The organism is Streptomyces sp. NPDC023541, assembly GCF_055559995.1.
The window spans coordinates 117,394-137,009 of the sequence record NZ_JBVHJO010000008.1 but is presented as its reverse complement, the minus strand read 5'-3'; the positions used below and the strand labels follow the sequence as shown (position 1 = coordinate 137,009).

Below are 19,616 nucleotides of genomic sequence, written 5' to 3'. Positions count from 1 at the left end.
CGAAGGCAGAGCCCGGAAGGCACGGGGAGCCGGCCATGGCGCTCGCACAGCCCGAACCGGGCGGGGTGCTGGCGGGGCGGATCGAACCGCGGACCGGTACCGGTACAGGTACACCGGACGGGACGCGGGCCGTACCGCTGCGCGGCACACTCGCCACCACCGCCTGCATGGAGACCCTCCAGGTGGGATACCTGCACGCCGTCGCCGCCGCGGCCGGCTGCTCGCTGTCCCAGCCCTTCCCGGACAACGGCGTGGACTGGCACGTCAGTCACGGGGCCCCCGAGCACGTCGTCGACGACGAGGTCACCGTCAAGGTGCAGTTGAAGGCGACCTACCAGGTACCACCCCGGCCGCCCGGCCCCACCTTCGCCTTCACCCTCGACAACGAGCACCTGGTGAAGCTGGCCCGCACCCCGGTCGCCGTCCACAAGATCCTCGTCGTGATGCTCGTCCCGCGGGAGCGCGACCAGTGGCTCGCCGCCGGACACGACCGGCTCGACCTGCGGCACTGCTGCTACTGGACCAATCTTGCCGGACACCCGGTGACCGGCCGGCGCCGGACCACCGTACGGATACCGACCGCGCGGATCTTCGACGACCGGGCACTGTGCGAGATCATGACCCGGGTCGGGTCGGGAGGGACACCCTGATGCACTGGCACCCGTCGAACCTCGAACCACTCCTGCCCCCGGACCACGCCCGCCCCGGGCACTTCCCGGCCTTCCCGCAGTCCGCCGTGCCCGATCCCGCACAGGTCGACCCGGCCGTGCTCGGCGCACTGCTGCACCGGCACGGATGGCTGCGCCGGGGCGGGGCAGCCGGCCGGTACGGGCGCTGGACACCGCCCGGGTACGCCGGCACCAGCGTGCTCGTCCCCGAGAACCGGGCCTTCCCCGACTGCGCCGACCTCCTGGAGGAGGCGCTGACCGCGCTCTCGCGCAGCACGCTCCCGTCCGCGCGGGAGGTCCTCTACGGGCTGAGCGTGCCCAGCGACGAGATCCGCTGGGAGCGGGAGGTCCCGCCCGGGGCGTACGGCCTGGAGGGCGAGGCCGCCTGGACCGTGCAGGAGCAGTTGCGCTCGGCCGCACGGCAGTTGCTGCTCGCCGGGGCGCTCGCCGTACGGGCGAGGGCCGGCTACTACGGCGCCCGCCACCGGGCCCAGGCCGAACGGGCCCTGGACACCGTCCTGGTGGGGCCGCAGCCGGGCGGGCGGCATCTGAGCGCGTACGTGCCGGTGGACGGCGGGCGGGGCATCGTGACGCGGCTGCACCACGCCCTGCACGCGGCCCGCGAGGCCGCGGACTACCAGCGGGCCACCGGCGGCATGGAGGCCTTCGACGCCGCCGTGGGCGCGGGGGTCAGCCGGGAGCTCGCCGAGGCGCTGATCGCGCTGGTGCGGGGCTCGGAGGGTGCCCGCGTCGGGCTGGCCTGGGCGCCGGCGGCGGGGGTTCCGGCGGGCTGCGCGGCGCGGCCCGAGCCGGTGGAGTTCTCCCCGGGCGACCTGCCGGTCCTGCGGGAGGCGGCGGAGCGCTACACCCGCGGCGAGCCGGCCGTGCCGGTGCGCGTCGCGGGGGCGGTGGTCCGGATGCGGCGCTCGGCCCCGGGCGGCGGGGGCACGGTCCGGCTGCGGGTCCTCGCCGGGGCGGAGGTCCCGTACGTACGCGCCGCGCTCGACGAGGAGGCGTACCGGGTGGCGGGCCACGCGCACCTGGTGGGCCTGCCGATCCGGATCAGCGGGCGGCTGCAGCGGCGGGGCGGCTTCCGGAGGCTCACCGATGCCAGGGACGTGAGCCCCGTGCCCCTGGACGAGGTCGAGCGGGACCGCCTCATGAAGTCGCTGGACGAGTCCTTCGACCCGGCGGACGTACTGCCGTCGGACGACTGAAGGAGGCCATGGTCAGTCCCGGGGCGGGGGAGAAGTCCGCGCCGCGGACGAAGCCGAGGCCTTCGTAGAGGCGGACGGCGGGGGCGTTGGCGGCGCCCGTGGTGACGTTCACGGAGCGGCCGGGGAAGAGCTCGGCGAGGGCGTGGCGCAGCAGCAGGGAGGCGACGCCGCGGCGGAAGAAGGCGGGGGCGACGCAGAGCCGGTCGATGCCGATGCCTGCGCCCGTGCCGGTGCCGCCGTCGGGCACCTCCTCCCAGGCGAGGAAGCCCGCCAGCTCCCCGCCCTCGCAGACGGCCCCGACCCAGCGCAGGTCCTGCGCGCGCATCTCGGGGAGGCTCTCGCGCAGGGCGGGGATCCCGTCGAAGCCGATGATCTCCGCCTCGACGGCGTACGCGGCCCGGCCGATCCGGTGCACGGCGCGGGCGGTGGCGTCGTCGGCCAGGTCGAGCGGGCGTATCTGGGGGCTCGGCATACGGGTCCCTCCGGGGGCTGGGGCGCCCCCACGCTACCGGTGGCCCCCGGCGGCGGCCCGGAATTTCCGCTGGCGGCGCCTGCCCGTCCGGGCCGGAGCCGGCCGGGGCCTCCGGACCTGCCCGGCCATGCCCCCGCTCGGGCCGAGCGGGGGCTCGCCTGGGGCGGGCCCCTTGGGTTGCGCGGGCATGCCGGTTCGGGTCGGGCGGGGGCTCGGTGCGGGGCGGTGCCCTTGGCTGCGCGGGCCGTGTCGGTTCGGGCCCGGCGGGGGCTCGGTGTGGGGCGGTGCCCTTGGCTGCGCGGGCATGGCTCGGGCTGGGCGGGTCCGCGTGGGGCGGTGCCTTGGGGCTGCGCGGGCCCCCCACGGGCCGGCTTCGTCAGTGGGGGCGGCCCGCCTCTACGGGTGGGGTGGGGGCGCGCCGGGACCTCCCCGCAGGTCGAGCGAACCCACCCCTGGTCGGCGGGCCGGTCCGGCCAGGGGTTCGCGAGCCGAGGAGAGGTCGCGGGGGACCCCGCCCCACCCCCGCCTGCGGCTGCTCGTGCCAGCGGCGCCGGAGCCCGGGACCCACCGCCGAGCAGCGGGCCGGTTCGGGCAGGGGCTCACCCCCGCGTGCGCCTGCCTCCGCCCGGCGGGAGCCGCGCCTCTGGCCCGCTTCGGCGGTCCGCTTCTTCGGGCGAAGCCGGCCCGCTGGTCGGCGGTGGGTTCGCCCGGCCTGTGGGGACTACCCCGCCCCACGGGCCGGGGCCTTGGCCACGGCTCGCGAGCACGGGTCCGGGCCGGGCCCGGGAGGAACCGTTTAGCGGCGCAGCCACTCCGCTCGGTACGATTCAGGCGCGCGGCGTTCGCTCGCGCATCCCCTGAGTCAGGAGAGACCGGTGTCAGACGTCCGTGTGATCATCCAACGCGATTCCGAGCGGGACGAGCGCGTGGTGGCCACGGGCACTACGGCGGCGGAGCTCTTCGCCGGCGAGCGCACCATCGTCGCCGCCCGCGTCGCGGGCGAGCTCAAGGACCTCGCGTACGAGGTGCAGGACGGCGAGACCGTCGAGCCGGTGGAGATCTCCTCCGAGGACGGCCTCAACATCCTGCGCCACTCGACCGCGCACGTGATGGCGCAGGCCGTGCAGGAGCTGTTCCCCGAGGCCAAGCTCGGCATCGGCCCGCCGGTCCGCGACGGCTTCTACTACGACTTCGACGTGGCCCGGCCCTTCACCCCGGAGGACCTCAAGGCCGTCGAGAAGAAGATGCAGGAGATCCAGAAGCGCGGCCAGCGCTTCTCCCGCCGCGTCGTCAGCGACGAGGCCGCCCGCGAGGAGCTCGCGGACGAGCCGTACAAGCTGGAGCTCATCGGCATCAAGGGTTCCGCGTCCACCGACGACGGTGCGAACGTCGAGGTGGGCGGCGGCGAGCTGACCATCTACGACAACCTGGACGCCAAGACCGGCGAGCTGTGCTGGAAGGACCTCTGCCGCGGTCCCCACCTGCCCACCACCCGCAACATCCCGGCGTTCAAGCTCATGCGCAACGCGGCCGCCTACTGGCGCGGCAGCGAGAAGAACCCGATGCTCCAGCGCATCTACGGCACCGCGTGGCCGTCGAAGGAGGAGCTGAAGGCCCACCTCGACTTCCTCGCCGAGGCCGAGAAGCGCGACCACCGCAAGCTCGGCAACGAGCTCGACCTCTTCTCCGTCCCGGACGAGATCGGCTCCGGCCTCGCCGTCTTCCACCCGCGCGGCGGCATCATCCGCCGCACCATGGAGGACTACTCGCGCCGCCGGCACGAGGAGGAGGGCTACGAGTTCGTCTACTCGCCGCACGCCACCAAGGGCGCCCTCTTCGAGAAGAGCGGCCACCTGGACTGGTACGCGGAGGGCATGTACCCCCCCATGCAGCTCGACGGTGGTACCGACTACTACCTCAAGCCCATGAACTGCCCGATGCACAACCTGATCTTCGACGCGCGCGGCCGCTCCTACCGCGAACTGCCGCTGCGCCTCTTCGAGTTCGGCACCGTGTACCGGTACGAGAAGTCCGGCGTCGTGCACGGCCTGACCCGGGCCCGCGGCTTCACCCAGGACGACGCGCACATCTACTGCACCCGTGAGCAGATGGCGGAGGAGCTCGACCGCACGCTCACCTTCGTGCTGAACCTGCTGCGCGACTACGGCCTGACCGACTTCTACCTGGAGCTGTCCACCAAGGACCCGGAGAAGTTCGTCGGCTCGGACGAGGTCTGGGAGGAGGCCACCTCGGTCCTCCAGCAGGTCGCCGAGAAGCAGGGCCTCCCGCTGACCCCCGACCCGGGCGGCGCGGCCTTCTACGGCCCGAAGATCTCCGTGCAGGCGCGCGACGCCATCGGCCGTACCTGGCAGATGTCGACCGTGCAGCTCGACTTCAACCTGCCGGAGCGTTTCAACCTGGAGTACACCGCCCCGGACGGCTCCCGCCAGCGCCCGGTCATGATCCACCGCGCGCTGTTCGGCTCGATCGAGCGGTTCTTCGCCGTGCTGCTGGAGCACTACGCGGGTGCCATGCCGCCGTGGCTTGCCCCGGTCCAGGCCGTCGGCATCCCGATCGGCGACGGGCACGTGGAGTACCTGCAGGAGTTCGCCGCCGAGGCGAAGAAGCAGGGCCTGCGGGTCGAGGTGGACGCCTCTTCCGACCGGATGCAGAAGAAGATCCGCAACCACCAGAAGCTCAAGGTGCCGTTCATGATCATCGTCGGTGACGAGGACATGGCGGCGGGGACGGTCTCCTTCCGTTACCGCGACGGTTCGCAGGAGAACGGCATCCCCAAGGACGAGGCGCTCGCCAAGCTGGCGAAGGTCGTAGCCGACCGCGTCCAGGTCTGATCGTGACGAGGGCCCCCGGAAGTGATCACTTTCCGGGGGCCTTCCTCGTCCGCGCGGGCAAGGTCATATGCTGCATGCCATGACGACTGAGCCGGAGCAGCAGATCGGGGTGGGCACGCAGGACGCGTTCCAGCGTCTGTGGACGCCCCACCGGATGGCCTACATCCAAGGGGAGAACAAGCCGACCGGCCCGGATGCCGGGGACGGCTGTCCCTTCTGCGGGATTCCGGAGATGTCCGACCAGGACGGCCTGGTGGTGGCGCGGGGCCGGCACGTCTACGCCGTGCTGAACCTCTACCCGTACAACGGCGGCCACCTGATGGTCGTGCCGTACCGCCACGTCGCCGACTACACCGAGCTCGACGCCCCGGAGACGGCCGAGCTGGCCGACCTCACGAAGCGCGCGATGGTCGCGCTCCGCAAGGCCTCGGGGGCGCACGGGTTCAACATCGGCATGAACCAGGGTGCGGCGGCCGGCGCCGGCATCGCCGCGCACCTGCACCAGCACATCGTGCCGCGCTGGGGCGGGGACACGAACTTCATGCCGGTGGTCGGGCACACCAAGGTGCTGCCCCAACTCCTGGCGGACACCCGCCAGATGCTCGCCGACGCCTGGCCGGTCGGCTGATCGGGCGCCGATCAGGCGCTGTCCGGGTGTGACGCGCGCCAGGTGCCGAGCACCTCGTCGACGTCGAACTCGCTCAGGCCCAGGGGCGGCCCCGGCGGCGGCATGCGCAGGGCCGCGCGGATCTTCTCGTTGATCTCCGTGAGGACCGTCCGGGCCCGCTGCTCGGTCCGTGCCGCCAGGGCCGCGTCCAGGGCGTCCTCGGCCTCCTTGCGCAGCGCGAGCGCCGGGGGCAGGACGGCGAGGCCCTCGCGGTGCATCTTGTCCTTGACCCACCACAGGTCGTCGTAGGGCGCGTCGAGCGAGGCCAGCGGCTTGCCGAAGCCCGGCAGCTCCGCGAAGTCGCCGCGTGCGGTGGCCTGTCTGATCTGCCGGTCCACGAAGGACTCGAAGTCCACGCCAGGCGGTTTGCGCTCGGTCACGGTTGCCTCCTCGGGCCGTCTCCTCCTCCACCCTAGCCACGCCCTCCCCTGCTAGGCGTCGTACACGTCCGCCTTCCGCGGCGACGGCTCCTGGATGAGACCGCTCATGATCGAGGACCGGTTGGTGAAGCGCTCGGTGTCCACGCCGTTCTCCTCCAGGACCTTGAAGGTCGCCGTGTGGATCGACCTCAGGACGGGGGCCACCGTGCGCAGGGCGTCGTCTGCCATGAACCGGTGGCGCCACATCGAGCTCGCCCAGACGTGGCGCAGGCCGAACGGCTCGGGCAGGACGAGCTTGCCGCCGAAGAAGTCGAGGACCGGCGGGTACCAGGTCAGCGGTGCCCGTACGGCGAGGCGCACCACCTCCTGGGTGTCCACCAGCGGTAGCGGCTTCTCCACGGTCTCCCAGAAGCGGATGCTCTTGGGCACCTCCACCACCGGGGCCTTGGACTTGGTGGTGAACAGGCCGTGTACGGGGCCCAGGGCGTGCGCGGTGACGTCCACGCGCAGGGTCTTGTAGAGCACGGTGACCGTGACCAGCATGTTGATGATCAGCTGGCCGTCCCAGAGCGGGTACTGGATGCCCAGGTAGTGCCGGTTCCCGGAGTTGAACTGCTGCTCGTTGCAGATCCGGGTGACCTCGTGGGGCTTGACGAGGAAGGCGTCGACGTTCTCGCCGGTGGGGCGGGCCACCTCGGCGGCGCCCTCGCCGACCGGGGTGACGATCCAGTGCTGGATCGCGGCGGGCGGGAAGCCCCCGGTGTGCAGTGGGCCGCGCTCCAGCTTGCGCAGCTGGGCGTCGATCGCGCGTATGACGTCCCAGGCCCGGAAGGGGTGGATCTCCTTGGCCTCGTCCTTCGGGGCGAGCTCCTCGGCCATCTGCCAGTTCCCCCAGCGGGTGCCCATGCCGAGGATGCCCTTGGGGCCCGCGTAGAAGACCTGGTTGCTGCGGTCCTCCGCGGTGAGCTTGGCCAGCTGGTGGCGCAGGTCCTCACGGGCCTTCTCGTCGGGGTTGCCGGGCACGGCCTCCGGGATCTTGGCGGCGACCCCGCCGCCGGACAGCAGCCCGTCCCAGCGCTCGCGCAGGTCACGGGCGGTCGACTCGCAGATGCGGCGGGCGAGCAGCCAGCCCAGTGCGGGCGCGATGACCATGCCGCGGACGTAGAGGCCGAGGAACCCGGTGAGCGGCAGCCTGAACATCAGGACGGCCACCACGAGGCCGACGCCCACCAGCAGCACGGTGCCCAGCCAGGAGTGCTTGCCGTCCTTCGAGGACAGGGACTTGCGGAGCTGGAAGAGGCCCAGCCACAGCAGCAGCCCGGGCAGGAACAGCACACCGCAGACCAGCATGATCAGGCGGAGCCTGCGGTCCCGCTCCTTGCGGATCCGGGACGCCGCCAGGCAGTGCTCCACGACCGTCTGCGGGTCGGCGCCGAAGGACTGGATGAGCGGCTTGCGGCCGGCCCCCAGGGTGCGCGCCTCGACGGCCCGGCAGAAGGCCTCACCGAGGCTCGGCTCGAAGAGCGAGAGCTTCGGGGGCTTCACCGTGGCCGGGTGGTTCTCGCTGTTGGCCCCGAGTATCGCGTCGAGCTTGCTGTCCTTGCCGCCGTCGCGGTACGCGGCCGAGGCGAGGGCGTTGGTCGCCGCCGTCTGCCCCCCGCCGTTCTGCAGAGGAATCTGCGCGCCGGGCCTGAAGTCGAATCCGTCGTCCGCCACCGCTGCCCCCATCGCTGTGCGTTCCTGCTCTTTTGGTGCGCCGACGAGCCTATCGGCGGATCTCGCCCCACGGTCATGGGACAGGGAAATGCCGCCCACCGCAAGCTGGTCGGGTGGGCGGCTCTTCCTGGGGATCACCCCAACTAGCTTCCCTTCTCCGCCTGTTCGCGCACCTTCTCCGCGATCTGGGGCGGCATGGGCTCGTGCCGGGCGTAGGCGCGGGCGAAGCGGCCCGTGCCGTGCGAGACCGAGCGCAGCTCGACGGCGTAGCGGCTGATCTCGATCTCGGGGATCTCGGCGCGGACCCGAGTACGCCCGGACCCGGCCTGGTCGGTGCCGACGACACGGCCGCGGCGGCCCGCGAGATCGCTCATGACGGGCCCGACGTACTCGTCGGGGATCAGGACGTCGAGCTCGGCGACCGGTTCGAGCAGGTCGATGCGGGCCTCGGCGGCGGCCTCGCGCAGGGCGAGGGCGCCGGCGGTCTGGAAGGCGGCGTCCGAGGAGTCCACCGAGTGCGCCTTGCCGTCGAGGAGGGTGATGCGTACGTCGACCAGCGGGTAGCCCGCCGCGACCCCGCGGGCGGCCTGGCTGCGCACGCCCTTCTCCACGGACGGGATGAACTGGCGGGGCACGGAGCCGCCGACGACCTTGTCGACGAACTCGATGCCGCTGCCGGGCGGGAGCGGCTCCACCTCGATCTCGCAGATGGCGAACTGGCCGTGGCCGCCGGACTGTTTGACGTGCCGGCCGCGGCCGGCCGCCTTGGCCCCGAAGGTCTCGCGCAGGCTCACCTTGTGCGGGACGGGATCGACCTGGACGCCGTAGCGGGTGCGCAGCCGCTCCAGGGCGACGTCCTGGTGGGCCTCGCCGAGGCTCCACAGGACGACCTGGTGGGTGTGCGGGTTCTGCTCCAACCGCATGGTGGGGTCCTCGGCGACGAGCCGGGCCAGACCCTGCGAGAGCTTGTCCTCGTCGGCCTTGCTGTGGGCCTCGATGGCGAGGGGGAGCAGGGGGTCGGGCATCGTCCAGGGCGCCATGAGGAGCGGGTCGTCCTTGGCGGAGAGGGTGTCGCCGGTCTCCGCACGGCTCAGTTTCGCCACGCAGGCCAGGTCGCCGGCGATGCACCGGTCCAGGACGCGCTGTTGTTTGCCGAAGGGGGCGGTGAGGGTGCCGATCCGCTCGTCTGCTTCGTGCAGGGAGCGGCCCTCGTGTCCGCGGTCGGCGACGCCGTTCCCGCTGACGTGGACCGTCTCGTCGGGGTGCAGGGTGCCGGAGAAGACGCGCACGAGGGAGACGCGGCCGACGTAGGGGTCGGAGGAGGTCTTGACGACCTCGGCGACCAGGGGCCCGGCGGGATCGCAGGTGACGTCGGGGCGGGCGGAGCCGTCGGGACGGGTGACCGGGACGGCGGGGCGCTCCAGGGGCGTGGGGAAGCCGCCGGTGATCAGTTCGAGCAGTTCCACCGTGCCCAGGCCCTGCCGGGCGCCGTCGGCGGCGGGCGCGGCCATCAGGACGGGGTGGAAGGTGCCGCGGGCGACGGCGCGCTCCAGGTCGTCGACGAGGGTCTTCAGGTCGATGTCCTCGCCGCCGAGGTAGCGGTCCATGAGGGTCTCGTCCTCGCTCTCGGCGATGATCCCCTCGATCAGGCGCGAACGGGCCTCGGTGATGAGGGCCAGCTCCGCCGGGTCCGGGTCGCGCTCCACGCGCTCGCCGGAGGCGTACTCGTACACGCGCTGGGAGAGCAGGCCGAGCAGGCCGGTGACGGGCGCGTGGCCGTCCGGGCCGGCGGGGCCGTGCAGGGGGAGGTAGAGGGGGATGACCGCGTCGGGGTCGTCGGCGCCGAAGATCTCGCCGCAGACGGCGGTCATCTGCGTGTAGTCGGAGCGGGCGGCCTCCAGGTGGGTCACGACGATGGCGCGGGGCATGCCGACGGCCTCGCACTCGTCCCAGACCATGCGGGTGGCGCCGTCGATCCCGTCCGAGGCCGAGACGACGAAAAGGGCCGCGTCCGCCGCGCGCAGACCGGCCCTGAGTTCCCCGACGAAATCGGCGTATCCGGGGGTGTCCAAGATGTTGATCTTGATCCCGTCCCATTCGACGGGGACGAGGGAGAGCTGGATGGAGCGGTGGCGTCGGTGTTCGATCTCGTCGTAGTCGGAGACGGTGGCGCCGTCCTCGACCCGACCGGCCCGGTTGACCGCTCCGGCGGTCAGGGCGAGGGCTTCGACCAGCGTGGTCTTGCCGGATCCGCTGTGGCCGACCAGCACGACGTTCCGTACGGAAGAGGGGCGGTCGGCCGTCAGTGCCCTGCCGGCGGCTCCGGCTTGGTGTGATGTGGCTCCCATGGTGCTCGTGCCTCCCGGTGGTGACGGTGAGGAGGTGGGTTCCTTGTCCCCGCGCATGAGGAATGCGCGGTTCTACGAGCTTTGCACTGCTGTCACATCGCGTCCATACGTCGTACCGGGGACGTACCGGGGCCGTACCCGTGGCGCACGGGCAGCGGTCCACGGCATGAAGAACGCCTTACGGGCGAGAACCGGTGGGTGCGCGGCGTTCCGGCGGCGGCGTGCTGGCTACGATGGGCCAGCCGGTGGCCGTGGTGGCCGTGCGGCCCAGCGACCCTCCGGGAAGGCCATGCTGAACAAGTACGCGCGTGCATTCTTCACGCGTGTTCTCACGCCATTCGCCGCATTTCTGCTCCGGCGGGGGGTGAGCCCGGACGCGGTCACCCTGATCGGCACGGCCGGAGTGGTGGCGGGCGCACTGGTCTTCTTCCCCCGCGGGGAGTTCTTCTGGGGCACCATCACCATCACCCTCTTCGTCTTCTCCGACCTCGTCGACGGAAACATGGCCCGCCAGGCCGGCATCTCCAGCCGGTGGGGCGCCTTCCTCGACTCCACCCTCGACCGGGTGGCCGACGCGGCGATCTTCGGCGGCCTGGCCCTCTGGTACGCGGGCTCCGGCAACGACAACGCGCTGTGCGCGGTCGCGATCTTCTGCCTGGCCAGTGGCCAGGTGGTGTCCTACACCAAGGCGCGCGGCGAGTCGATCGGGCTGCCGGTGGCCGTCAACGGGCTCATCGAACGCGCCGAGCGGCTGGTGATTTCGCTGGTCGCGGCCGGCCTGTCCGGACTGCAGACCTTCGGGGTGCCGTCCTGGATCGGCGTCCTCCTGCCGATCGGCCTGTGGGTGGTGGCCGCCGGCTCGCTCGTCACGCTGATCCAGCGCGTGGTCACGGTACGGCGCGAGTCCGCCGAGGCCGACGCCGCGGCCGCTCCCGAGGGCGGCGCCGCCTGATGGGTACCGCACAGGACAAGCTGGTCGACGGGCTGTACGGGCTGGGCTGGGCCGGAGTCAAGAAGCTGCCCGAGCCCGCCGCGGTCGCCCTCGGCCGACGGATCGCGGACTATGCGTGGAAGCGCCGCGGGAAGAGCGTGCTGCGGCTGGAGTCGAACCTGGCCCGGGTGGTGCCCGACGCCGGCCCGGAGCGGCTGCGCGAGCTGTCCAAGGCCGGCATGCGCTCGTACATGCGGTACTGGATGGAGTCCTTCCGGTTGCCGACCATGGACCCGCGGCGGTTCGGTACGGACGTCGAGTTCGAGGACGAGAACATCCTGCGCGATGCCCTCGCCTCCGGGCGCGGAGTCGTCGTGGCCCTGCCGCACCTCGCCAACTGGGACCTCGCCGGGGCCTGGGCCATCGGCCACATCGGCGTGCCGTTCACCACGGTCGCAGAGCGGCTCAAGCCGGAGACCCTCTACGACCGCTTCGTGGCCTACCGGGAGAGCCTGGGCATGGAGGTCCTGCCGCACAGCGGCGGCGCCGCCTTCGGCACCCTCGCCCGGCGGCTGCGCTCCGGAGGCCTGGTCTGCCTGGTGGCGGACCGGGACCTGTCGGCCTCCGGGGTCGAGGTGGACTTCTTCGGCGCGAAGGCGCGCATGCCGGCCGGGCCGGCGCTGCTGGCCCAGCAGACGGGCGCGGTGCTGCTCCCGGCGACCCTGTACTACGGCGAGACGCCGAAGATGTACGGCCGGATCCACCCCGAGGTGGAGGTCCCCAAGACCGGGACCCGGGCCGAGAAGACCACCGCCATGACCCAGGCGGTGGCGGACGCCTTCGCGTGGGGCATCGCCGAGCACCCGGAGGACTGGCACATGCTGCAGCGGCTCTGGCTGGAAGACCTGGAGGAGCGCACGCAGTGAAGATCGGCATCGTGTGCCCGTACTCGTGGGACGTGCCGGGCGGCGTCCAGTTCCACATCCGGGACCTCGCCGAGCACCTGATCGGCCTCGGCCACGAGGTGTCCGTGCTGGCCCCGGCCGACGACGAGACCCCGCTGCCGCCCTACGTGGTCTCCGCCGGGCGGGCCGTGCCGGTCCCGTACAACGGGTCCGTGGCCCGGCTGAACTTCGGATTCCTGTCGGCCGCCCGGGTCCGGCGCTGGCTGCACGACGGCACCTTCGACGTGATCCACATCCACGAGCCGGCCTCGCCCTCGCTGGGACTGCTCTCCTGCTGGGCGGCGCAGGGGCCGATCGTGGCCACCTTCCACACCTCGAACCCGCGCTCCCGGGCCATGATCGCCGCGTACCCGATCCTGCAGCCCGCGCTGGAGAAGATCAGCGCGCGGATCGCGGTGAGCGAGTACGCGCGGCGCACGCTGGTGGAGCACCTGGGCGGGGACGCGGTCGTGATCCCGAACGGCGTGGACGTGGACTTCTTCGCGAAGGCCCGGCCCAAGGCGGAGTGGGGCGGTCAGACGCTCGGCTTCATCGGCCGCATCGACGAGCCGCGCAAGGGCCTGCCGGTGCTCATGGCCGCCTTCCCGAAGATCGTCGAGGCCTGCCCGGACGTACGGCTGCTGGTCGCGGGCCGCGGCGACGAGGAGGAGGCGGTGGCCACGCTGCCCGCCGAGGTCCGCTCGCGGGTCGAATTCCTCGGGATGGTCTCGGACGAGGACAAGGCGCGTCTGCTGCGCAGTGTCGACGTCTACGTGGCCCCCAACACGGGCGGCGAGAGCTTCGGCATCATCCTGGTCGAGGCCCTGTCGGCGGGCGCCGCGGTGCTGGCGTCCGACCTGGACGCCTTCGCGCAGGTCCTGGACCAGGGCGGGGCCGGCGACCTCTTCGCCAACGAGAACGCGGACGCCCTCGCGGCGGGCGCGATCACCCTGCTGCGGGACCCGGAGCGCCGGGCGCGGCTCAGCGCCAGCGGCTCGGCGCACGTGCGCCGCTTCGACTGGTCCACGGTCGGGGCGGACATCCTGGCGGTCTACGAGACGGTCACGGACGGCGCGGCGGCGGTCGGCGCCGACGAACGCGTCCCGCTCCGCACCCGCCTGGGCTTCTCGAAGGACACCACGGCCTCCTGACCGGCCGCATCCCCCCGGGTTGTCGATGATCATGCACCCTGCGGGACCGGGACCGGGACCGGGTCCGGCCCGGCAGGGCCCGATGGGAGCCCGCTGCCCCCGGAGCGGTAGGGTCGCGCAGCGTGATCGAAACCCTTGTCTGGATCGCCCTGGCCCTGGCCGTCATCGGCGTCTACCTCAGCTGGACCGCCGGCCGACTGGACCGGCTGCACGCGCGGATGGACGCCGCGCGGGCCGCGCTCGACGCGCAGCTCGTCCGGCGGGCCTCGGTGGCACTGGAGGTGGCCACTTCCGGGGCCCTCGACCCCGCCTCCTCGTTGGTGCTGTACGAGGCCGCGCACGCGGCCCGGCAGGCCGAGGAGGACCAGCGCGAGGTCGCCGAGAGCGAGCTGAGCCAGGCGCTGCGGGCGGTCTTCGCCGACGCGGACCAGGTCGAGGTGCTGAAGGCCGCTCCCGGCGGGGCGCAGGCCACGGAAGAGCTGGCGGCGGCCGTCCGCCGGGTACCGATGGCCCGGCGCTTCCACAACGACGCCGTACGGGCCGCCCGCGCGCTGCGCCGCCACCGCAAGGTCCGCTGGTTCGGACTGGCCGGACACGCGCCGTTCCCGCTGGCCTTCGAAATGGACGACGAGCCGCCGGCGGACCTCGCGGACCGGCCGACCTAGACACCACTTGGGGCGCAGGTCCGGGACCTCTGGGTCGGCCACGAGGGACAAATGAAAGAGCCACTGGCTCCACATTGGCCCTTGTAGTGGACTGATCCTTTGGGGTTTCCTCAGCGGGAGTAGTACCCGTCTTCCTTTCGAGTGAGGTCAATCCGTGAGCACGCTTCCCACCTCCCCCCAGTCCGCCGAGTCGGCGATCGGCACCTCGCGCGTCAAGCGCGGCATGGCCGAGCAGCTCAAGGGCGGCGTGATCATGGACGTGGTCAACGCCGAGCAGGCGAAGATCGCCGAGGACGCCGGCGCCGTGGCCGTCATGGCCCTGGAGCGGGTTCCGGCCGACATCCGCAAGGACGGCGGCGTCGCGCGCATGTCCGACCCGAACATGATCGAAGAGATCATCGAGGCCGTGTCCATCCCCGTGATGGCCAAGTCCCGCATCGGTCACTTCGTCGAGGCCCAGGTCCTGCAGTCCCTCGGCGTCGACTACATCGACGAGTCCGAGGTCCTGACCCCGGCCGACGAGGTCAACCACTCCGACAAGTGGGCGTTCACCACCCCCTTCGTCTGTGGCGCCACCAACCTGGGCGAGGCCCTGCGCCGTATCGCCGAGGGCGCGGCCATGATCCGCTCGAAGGGCGAGGCCGGCACCGGCAACGTCGTCGAGGCCGTCCGCCACCTGCGCCAGATCAAGAACGAGATCGCCAAGCTGCGCGGCTTCGACAACAACGAGCTGTACGCCGCCGCCAAGGAGCTGCGCGCCCCGTACGAGCTCGTCAAGGAGGTCGCCGAGCTCGGCAAGCTCCCCGTGGTGCTGTTCTCCGCCGGTGGTGTCGCCACCCCGGCCGACGCCGCCCTGATGCGCCAGCTCGGCGCCGAGGGTGTCTTCGTCGGCTCCGGCATCTTCAAGTCGGGCGACCCGGCCAAGCGCGCCGCCGCCATCGTGAAGGCCACCACCTTCTTCGACGACCCGAAGATCATCGCGGACGCCTCCCGCAACCTGGGCGAGGCCATGGTCGGCATCAACTGCGACACCCTCCCCGAGACCGAGCGCTACGCCAACCGCGGCTGGTAGTACCGACATGACGAACACCCCCGTGATCGGTGTCCTGGCCCTCCAGGGCGACGTACGGGAGCACCTGATCGCCCTGGCCGCGGCGGACGCCGTGGCCAGGCCGGTCCGGCGCCCCGAGGAGCTCGCCGAGGTCGACGCCCTGGTGATCCCCGGCGGCGAGTCCACGACGATGTCGAAGCTCGCCGTGCTCTTCGGCATGCTGGAGCCGCTGCGCGAGCGCGTGGCGGCGGGCATGCCGGTGTACGGCACGTGCGCCGGCATGATCATGCTGGCGGACAAGCTCCTCGACGGCCGTGAGGACCAGGAGACCCTGGGCGGCATCGACATGATCGTGCGCCGCAACGCCTTCGGCCGCCAGAACGAGTCCTTCGAGGCGAAGATCGACTTCACCGGCATCGAGGGCGGCCCGGTCGAGGGCGTCTTCATCCGCGCCCCGTGGGTCGAGTCCGTCGGCGGCGCCGCCGAGGTGCTCGCCACCTACGACGGCCACACGGTCGCCGTGCGCCAGGGCAACGTCCTGGCGACCTCGTTCCACCCCGAACTGACCGGCGACGACCGCGTCCACGCGTACTTCGTCGAGATGGTGCGCGCCGGGCTGTGACGAGCTCCCGGTAGGATCGGAGGCGAACACTGTTGGTTACGCGAAGGAGACAGGCGGATGTCCGGCCACTCTAAATGGGCTACGACGAAGCACAAGAAGGCCGTGATCGATGCCAAGCGCGGCAAGCTCTTCGCGAAGCTGATCAAGAACATCGAGGTCGCGGCGCGTATGGGCGGTGCCGACATCGACGGCAACCCGACCCTCTTCGACGCGGTCCAGAAGGCCAAGAAGCAGTCGGTCCCGAACAAGAACATCGACTCCGCGGTCAAGCGCGGCGGCGGCCTCGAGGCCGGCGGCGCCGACTACGAGACGATCATGTACGAGGGCTACGGTCCCAACGGTGTCGCGGTGCTCATCGAGTGCCTCACCGACAACCGCAACCGCGCCGCCTCCGACGTCCGCGTCGCCATGACCCGCAACGGCGGCTCGATGGCCGACCCGGGCTCGGTCTCCTACCTGTTCAACCGCAAGGGCGTCATCATCCTGCCCAAGGCCGAGCTGAGCGAGGACGACGTCCTCGGCGCGGTCCTGGAGGCCGGCGCCGAAGAGGTCAACGACAACGGCGACACCTTCGAGATCATCAGCGAGGCCACCGACCTGGTCGCGGTCCGCACCGCGCTCCAGGAAGCCGGCATCGACTACGACTCGGCGGACTCCAGCTTCGTCCCGACCATGCAGGTCGAACTCGACGAAGAGGGCGCCCGCAAGATCTTCAAGCTCATCGACGCGCTCGAGGACAGCGACGACGTCCAGAACGTCTTCGCCAACTTCGACGTCTCGGACGAGGTCATGGAGAAGGTCGACGCGTAACGCTGCCGCGCACCGAGCGGTCGGCGGCGGGCCGGTGGGGACACGTCCCACCGGCCCGCCGTCGTTGTCAGTGGCAGCGGATAGCCTGACGGCGCCGGCGATCACCGTCGGCGTGCGCGGCCCGTCGGGCCCGCGAAGGCGGCACGGTCGTGCGGTGAAGAGGGGTGGGCGGTGCGGGTACTGGGCGTGGACCCGGGGCTGACGCGATGCGGTGTCGGCGTCGTCGAAGGCGTGGCCGGCCGTCCCCTCACCATGCTCGGGGTGGGGGTCGTACGCACGCCCGCGGACGCGGAGCTGGGAGACCGGCTCGTCGCCGTCGAGCAGGGCATCGAGGAATGGCTCGACACGCACCTGCCCGAGATCGTCGCCGTGGAGCGGGTCTTCAGCCAGCACAACGTCAGCACGGTGATGGGCACCGCCCAGGCGAGCGCCGTCGCGATGCTGTGCGCCGCCCGCCGCGGCATACCGGTCGCCCTGCACACCCCGAGCGAGGTCAAGGCCGCCGTCACCGGCAGCGGCCGGGCCGACAAGGCGCAGGTCGGCGCGATGGTCACCCGCCTGCTGCGGCTGGCCGAACCGCCCAGGCCCGCCGACGCCGCCGACGCCCTCGCCCTCGCCATCTGCCACATCTGGCGGGCCCCCGCCCAGAACCGCCTCCAGCGGGCGGTCGCCCAGCACGCCTCGAAAGGCCGTACCCGATGATCGCCTTCGTCAACGGCGCGGTCGCCGCGCTCACCCCCACCCTCGCCGTGATCGAGGTCGGGGGAGTGGGCATGGCCGTGCACTGCACCCCGAACACCATCGCCGGCCTGCGGACGGGCGAGCAGGCCCGGCTGGCCACCTCCCTGGTCGTACGGGAGGACTCGCTGACCCTGTACGGCTTCGCCGACGACGACGAGCGCCAGGTCTTCGAGCTCCTCCAGACCGCGAGCGGCGTCGGACCGCGCGTGGCGCAGGCCATGCTCGGCGTGCACAGCCCGGACGCCCTGCGCGCGGCCTTCGCCGCGGGCGACGCGAAGGCGCTGACCGCGGTGCCGGGCATCGGGCCGAAGGGCGCGCAGAAGCTGCTGCTGGAGCTCAAGGGCAAGCTGGGCGCCCCCGCCCCGGTGGTGGGCGCCCAGCGCGCGGTCGCGTCGGGGCCCGCCCCCTGGACCGAGCAGCTCTCGGCCGCGCTGATCGGCCTCGGCTACGCGTCGCGCGAGGCGGACGAGGCGGTCGTGGCGGTGACCCCGCAGGCGGAGGCGGCCATCGCCGCCGGCGGCTCGGCCCCCGTCCCGCAGCTGCTGCGAGCCGCCCTGCAGTCCCTGAACCGCGCCCGCTGACGCCGCTGCCGCCGCCGCGCGGGACCGGTAAAGCCGCAGCGGGGCCCGGGTCGACCAACGCAACGACGTAGAAGGCAGACTGAACACCGTGAACTGGGACGACGAGAGCGACGACCGGATCGTGGCGGCCGCCGCCGACGGGGAGGACACCGCCGTCGAGGCGGCCCTGCGCCCCAAGGACCTCGGGGAGTTCGTCGGCCAGGAGAAGGTCCGCCAGCAGCTGGACCTGGTCCTGAAGGCGGCCAGGCAGCGCGGGGCCACCGCGGACCACGTCCTGCTGTCCGGCGCGCCCGGACTCGGCAAGACCACCCTCTCGATGATCATCGCGGCCGAGATGGGGGCGCCCATCCGGATCACCTCCGGCCCCGCCATCCAGCACGCCGGCGACCTCGCCGCCATCCTCTCCTCCCTCCAGGAGGGCGAGGTCCTCTTCCTCGACGAGATCCACCGCATGTCCCGGCCCGCCGAGGAGATGCTCTACATGGCCATGGAGGACTTCCGCGTCGACGTGATCGTCGGCAAGGGGCCCGGGGCCACCGCGATCCCGCTGGAGTTGCCGCCCTTCACCCTGGTCGGCGCCACCACCCGGGCCGGACTGCTGCCCCCGCCGCTGCGGGACCGCTTCGGGTTCACCGGCCACATGGAGTTCTACGCGCCCGAGGAGCTGGAACGCGTCATCCACCGTTCCGCCCGCCTCCTCGACGTGGAGATCGACACCGACGGCGCCGCCGAGATCGCCGGGCGCTCCCGCGGCACCCCGCGCATCGCCAACCGGCTGCTGCGCCGCGTGCGCGACTACGCCCAGGTCCGGGCGGACGGTGTGATCAACCGCGAGGTGGCCGCCACCGCCCTCCAGGTGTACGAGGTGGATGCCCGCGGGCTCGACCGACTGGATCGCGCCGTTCTGGAGGCTCTCCTCAAGCTGTTCGGCGGCGGGCCCGTCGGGCTGTCGACCCTCGCCGTGGCGGTGGGGGAGGAACGGGAGACCGTGGAGGAGGTCGCGGAACCCTTCCTGGTCCGCGAAGGCCTGCTCGCCCGTACCCCCAGGGGGCGGGTCGCGACCCCCGCCGCATGGGCTCACCTGGGGCTTGTCGCGCCGCAGCACGGCGGAAGTGGATCAACGGGGCAACAGGGCCTGTTCGGGGCCTGACGGCGCGGAGGTTCGCCCCCTCAGGAACTGCGGTGCCATGCTGGGCGTTGTTCCATCGGTGCGGACTCGCCTAGACTCCGCCGATGCCGACCCTTCGGGTCGGCGTGCCCACCCCCCGTAGAAAAGGCCGCCGTCCGCGTGCGGTCGTGCGAAGGATTTCCGTCCCGTGAATCTCGTGACACTCCTCCCGTTCATCGCGATCATCGCGGCGATGTTCCTGATGACCCGCTCCGCGAAGAAGAAGCAGCAGCAGGCCGCGCAGATGCGCGACCAGATGACGCCCGGCACGGGCGTCCGCACCATCGGCGGCATGTACGCCACGGTGAAGGAGATCGGCGACGACACGGTCACCCTCGAGGTGGCTCCCGGTGTCCACGCGATCTACGCGAAGAACGCCATCGGCGCCGTCCTGGAGGACGCGGAGTACAACCGCATCGTCCACGGCATCGACGACGTGACGACCGACACCCCGGCCGTCCCGGACGACGCGTCGTCCCTCACCGAGGCCCCGAAGACGGACCTCGGCAAGGGCGAGGACGAGGCGCCGAAGCTGGACCTGGGCAAGAAGGATCAGTCCACGGGCGACGACGAGCCCAAGGACGGCAAGACCGACGGCGAGGCCGGCGCGAAGTAGCGCGCGGCCGGGGACC

The 19,616-nt window shown here is 72.1% G+C and carries 19 protein-coding genes; 15 read left to right on the top strand and 4 right to left on the bottom strand.

What is annotated here, in order from left to right; all coding sequences use genetic code 11:
* Positions 1-35 precede the first annotated feature (35 nt).
* Positions 36-650: a DUF4365 domain-containing protein gene (locus tag ACZ3X1_RS21350; RefSeq protein WP_356813143.1), complete on the top strand. Its 615-nt coding sequence runs from the start codon at positions 36-38 to the stop codon at positions 648-650.
* Positions 650-1,885 (top strand): hypothetical protein, encoded by a 1,236-nt coding sequence (locus ACZ3X1_RS21345; protein WP_467280635.1) that lies wholly within the window; start codon positions 650-652, stop codon positions 1,883-1,885. Before ACZ3X1_RS21350 ends, ACZ3X1_RS21345 begins: the two co-directional genes overlap by 1 nt.
* On the opposite strand, the gene ACZ3X1_RS21340 is transcribed toward ACZ3X1_RS21345, so the two are convergent.
* Positions 1,827-2,357, bottom strand: coding sequence for a GNAT family N-acetyltransferase (locus tag ACZ3X1_RS21340; RefSeq protein ID WP_356813145.1), 531 nt, complete (start codon positions 2,355-2,357; stop codon positions 1,827-1,829). The genes ACZ3X1_RS21345 and ACZ3X1_RS21340 overlap by 59 nt on opposite strands.
* Positions 2,358-3,232: 875 nt before the next feature.
* Here ACZ3X1_RS21340 and thrS point away from each other — a divergent pair.
* Positions 3,233-5,209 carry a threonine--tRNA ligase gene (gene thrS, locus ACZ3X1_RS21335; protein WP_356813146.1) on the top strand — a complete coding sequence of 659 codons (1,977 nt, stop codon included), beginning with the start codon at positions 3,233-3,235 and terminating at the stop codon, positions 5,207-5,209.
* A gap of 67 nt (positions 5,210-5,276) precedes the next feature.
* On the top strand, positions 5,277-5,837 hold the full coding sequence (locus tag ACZ3X1_RS21330; protein ID WP_356813147.1) for an HIT family protein: 561 nt from the start codon (positions 5,277-5,279) through the stop codon (positions 5,835-5,837).
* Between the two features lie 11 nt (positions 5,838-5,848).
* On the opposite strand, the gene ACZ3X1_RS21325 is transcribed toward ACZ3X1_RS21330, so the two are convergent.
* The 3 genes from ACZ3X1_RS21325 to ACZ3X1_RS21315 all read right to left on the bottom strand — a co-directional run bounded on the left by ACZ3X1_RS21325 (position 5,849) and on the right by ACZ3X1_RS21315 (position 10,320).
* Positions 5,849-6,256 carry a DnaJ family domain-containing protein gene (locus ACZ3X1_RS21325; RefSeq protein WP_356813148.1) on the bottom strand — a complete coding sequence of 136 codons (408 nt, stop codon included), beginning with the start codon at positions 6,254-6,256 and terminating at the stop codon, positions 5,849-5,851.
* A gap of 51 nt (positions 6,257-6,307) precedes the next feature.
* Positions 6,308-7,984 carry a hypothetical protein gene (locus ACZ3X1_RS21320; RefSeq protein WP_356813149.1) on the bottom strand — a complete coding sequence of 559 codons (1,677 nt, stop codon included), beginning with the start codon at positions 7,982-7,984 and terminating at the stop codon, positions 6,308-6,310.
* Positions 7,985-8,115: 131 nt separating this feature from the next.
* Positions 8,116-10,320: an elongation factor G-like protein EF-G2 gene (locus tag ACZ3X1_RS21315; RefSeq protein ID WP_467280634.1), complete on the bottom strand. Its 2,205-nt coding sequence runs from the start codon at positions 10,318-10,320 to the stop codon at positions 8,116-8,118.
* 289 nt (positions 10,321-10,609) lie between these two features.
* Between ACZ3X1_RS21315 and pgsA the strand changes: the two genes are divergently transcribed.
* From pgsA to yajC, 11 genes are all read left to right on the top strand, one after another.
* Positions 10,610-11,272 (top strand): phosphatidylinositol phosphate synthase, encoded by a 663-nt coding sequence (gene pgsA, locus ACZ3X1_RS21310; protein ID WP_356813151.1) that lies wholly within the window; start codon positions 10,610-10,612, stop codon positions 11,270-11,272.
* The gene (locus tag ACZ3X1_RS21305; protein ID WP_467280633.1) at positions 11,272-12,177 is read left to right on the top strand and encodes a phosphatidylinositol mannoside acyltransferase; all 906 of its coding nucleotides are present in this window, start codon (positions 11,272-11,274) and stop codon (positions 12,175-12,177) included. The genes pgsA and ACZ3X1_RS21305 overlap by 1 nt, the downstream gene beginning before the upstream one ends.
* Positions 12,174-13,346 carry a glycosyltransferase family 4 protein gene (locus ACZ3X1_RS21300; protein WP_356813153.1) on the top strand — a complete coding sequence of 391 codons (1,173 nt, stop codon included), beginning with the start codon at positions 12,174-12,176 and terminating at the stop codon, positions 13,344-13,346. The genes ACZ3X1_RS21305 and ACZ3X1_RS21300 overlap by 4 nt, the downstream gene beginning before the upstream one ends.
* Before the next feature lie 122 nt (positions 13,347-13,468).
* The gene (locus ACZ3X1_RS21295; protein WP_467280632.1) at positions 13,469-14,011 is read left to right on the top strand and encodes a LemA family protein; all 543 of its coding nucleotides are present in this window, start codon (positions 13,469-13,471) and stop codon (positions 14,009-14,011) included.
* 154 nt (positions 14,012-14,165) lie between these two features.
* The gene (gene pdxS, locus ACZ3X1_RS21290; RefSeq protein ID WP_030027911.1) at positions 14,166-15,083 is read left to right on the top strand and encodes a pyridoxal 5'-phosphate synthase lyase subunit PdxS; all 918 of its coding nucleotides are present in this window, start codon (positions 14,166-14,168) and stop codon (positions 15,081-15,083) included.
* A 7-nt stretch (positions 15,084-15,090) separates the two neighbouring features.
* Positions 15,091-15,684, top strand: coding sequence for a pyridoxal 5'-phosphate synthase glutaminase subunit PdxT (gene pdxT, locus ACZ3X1_RS21285; protein WP_356813155.1), 594 nt, complete (start codon positions 15,091-15,093; stop codon positions 15,682-15,684).
* A 57-nt stretch (positions 15,685-15,741) separates the two neighbouring features.
* The gene (locus ACZ3X1_RS21280; RefSeq protein ID WP_030656159.1) at positions 15,742-16,494 is read left to right on the top strand and encodes a YebC/PmpR family DNA-binding transcriptional regulator; all 753 of its coding nucleotides are present in this window, start codon (positions 15,742-15,744) and stop codon (positions 16,492-16,494) included.
* Positions 16,495-16,665: 171 nt separating this feature from the next.
* Positions 16,666-17,196 carry a crossover junction endodeoxyribonuclease RuvC gene (gene ruvC, locus ACZ3X1_RS21275; protein WP_467280630.1) on the top strand — a complete coding sequence of 177 codons (531 nt, stop codon included), beginning with the start codon at positions 16,666-16,668 and terminating at the stop codon, positions 17,194-17,196.
* Positions 17,193-17,816: a Holliday junction branch migration protein RuvA gene (gene ruvA / locus ACZ3X1_RS21270; RefSeq protein ID WP_356813158.1), complete on the top strand. Its 624-nt coding sequence runs from the start codon at positions 17,193-17,195 to the stop codon at positions 17,814-17,816. The genes ruvC and ruvA overlap by 4 nt, the downstream gene beginning before the upstream one ends.
* Before the next feature lie 88 nt (positions 17,817-17,904).
* Entirely contained in the window at positions 17,905-18,966 is a 1,062-nt protein-coding gene (gene ruvB, locus ACZ3X1_RS21265) for a Holliday junction branch migration DNA helicase RuvB (RefSeq protein ID WP_356813159.1), read from the top strand.
* Positions 18,967-19,132: 166 nt separating this feature from the next.
* Positions 19,133-19,600 carry a preprotein translocase subunit YajC gene (yajC, locus tag ACZ3X1_RS21260; RefSeq protein WP_356813161.1) on the top strand — a complete coding sequence of 156 codons (468 nt, stop codon included), beginning with the start codon at positions 19,133-19,135 and terminating at the stop codon, positions 19,598-19,600.
* The last annotated feature ends 16 nt before the right edge of the window (positions 19,601-19,616 follow it).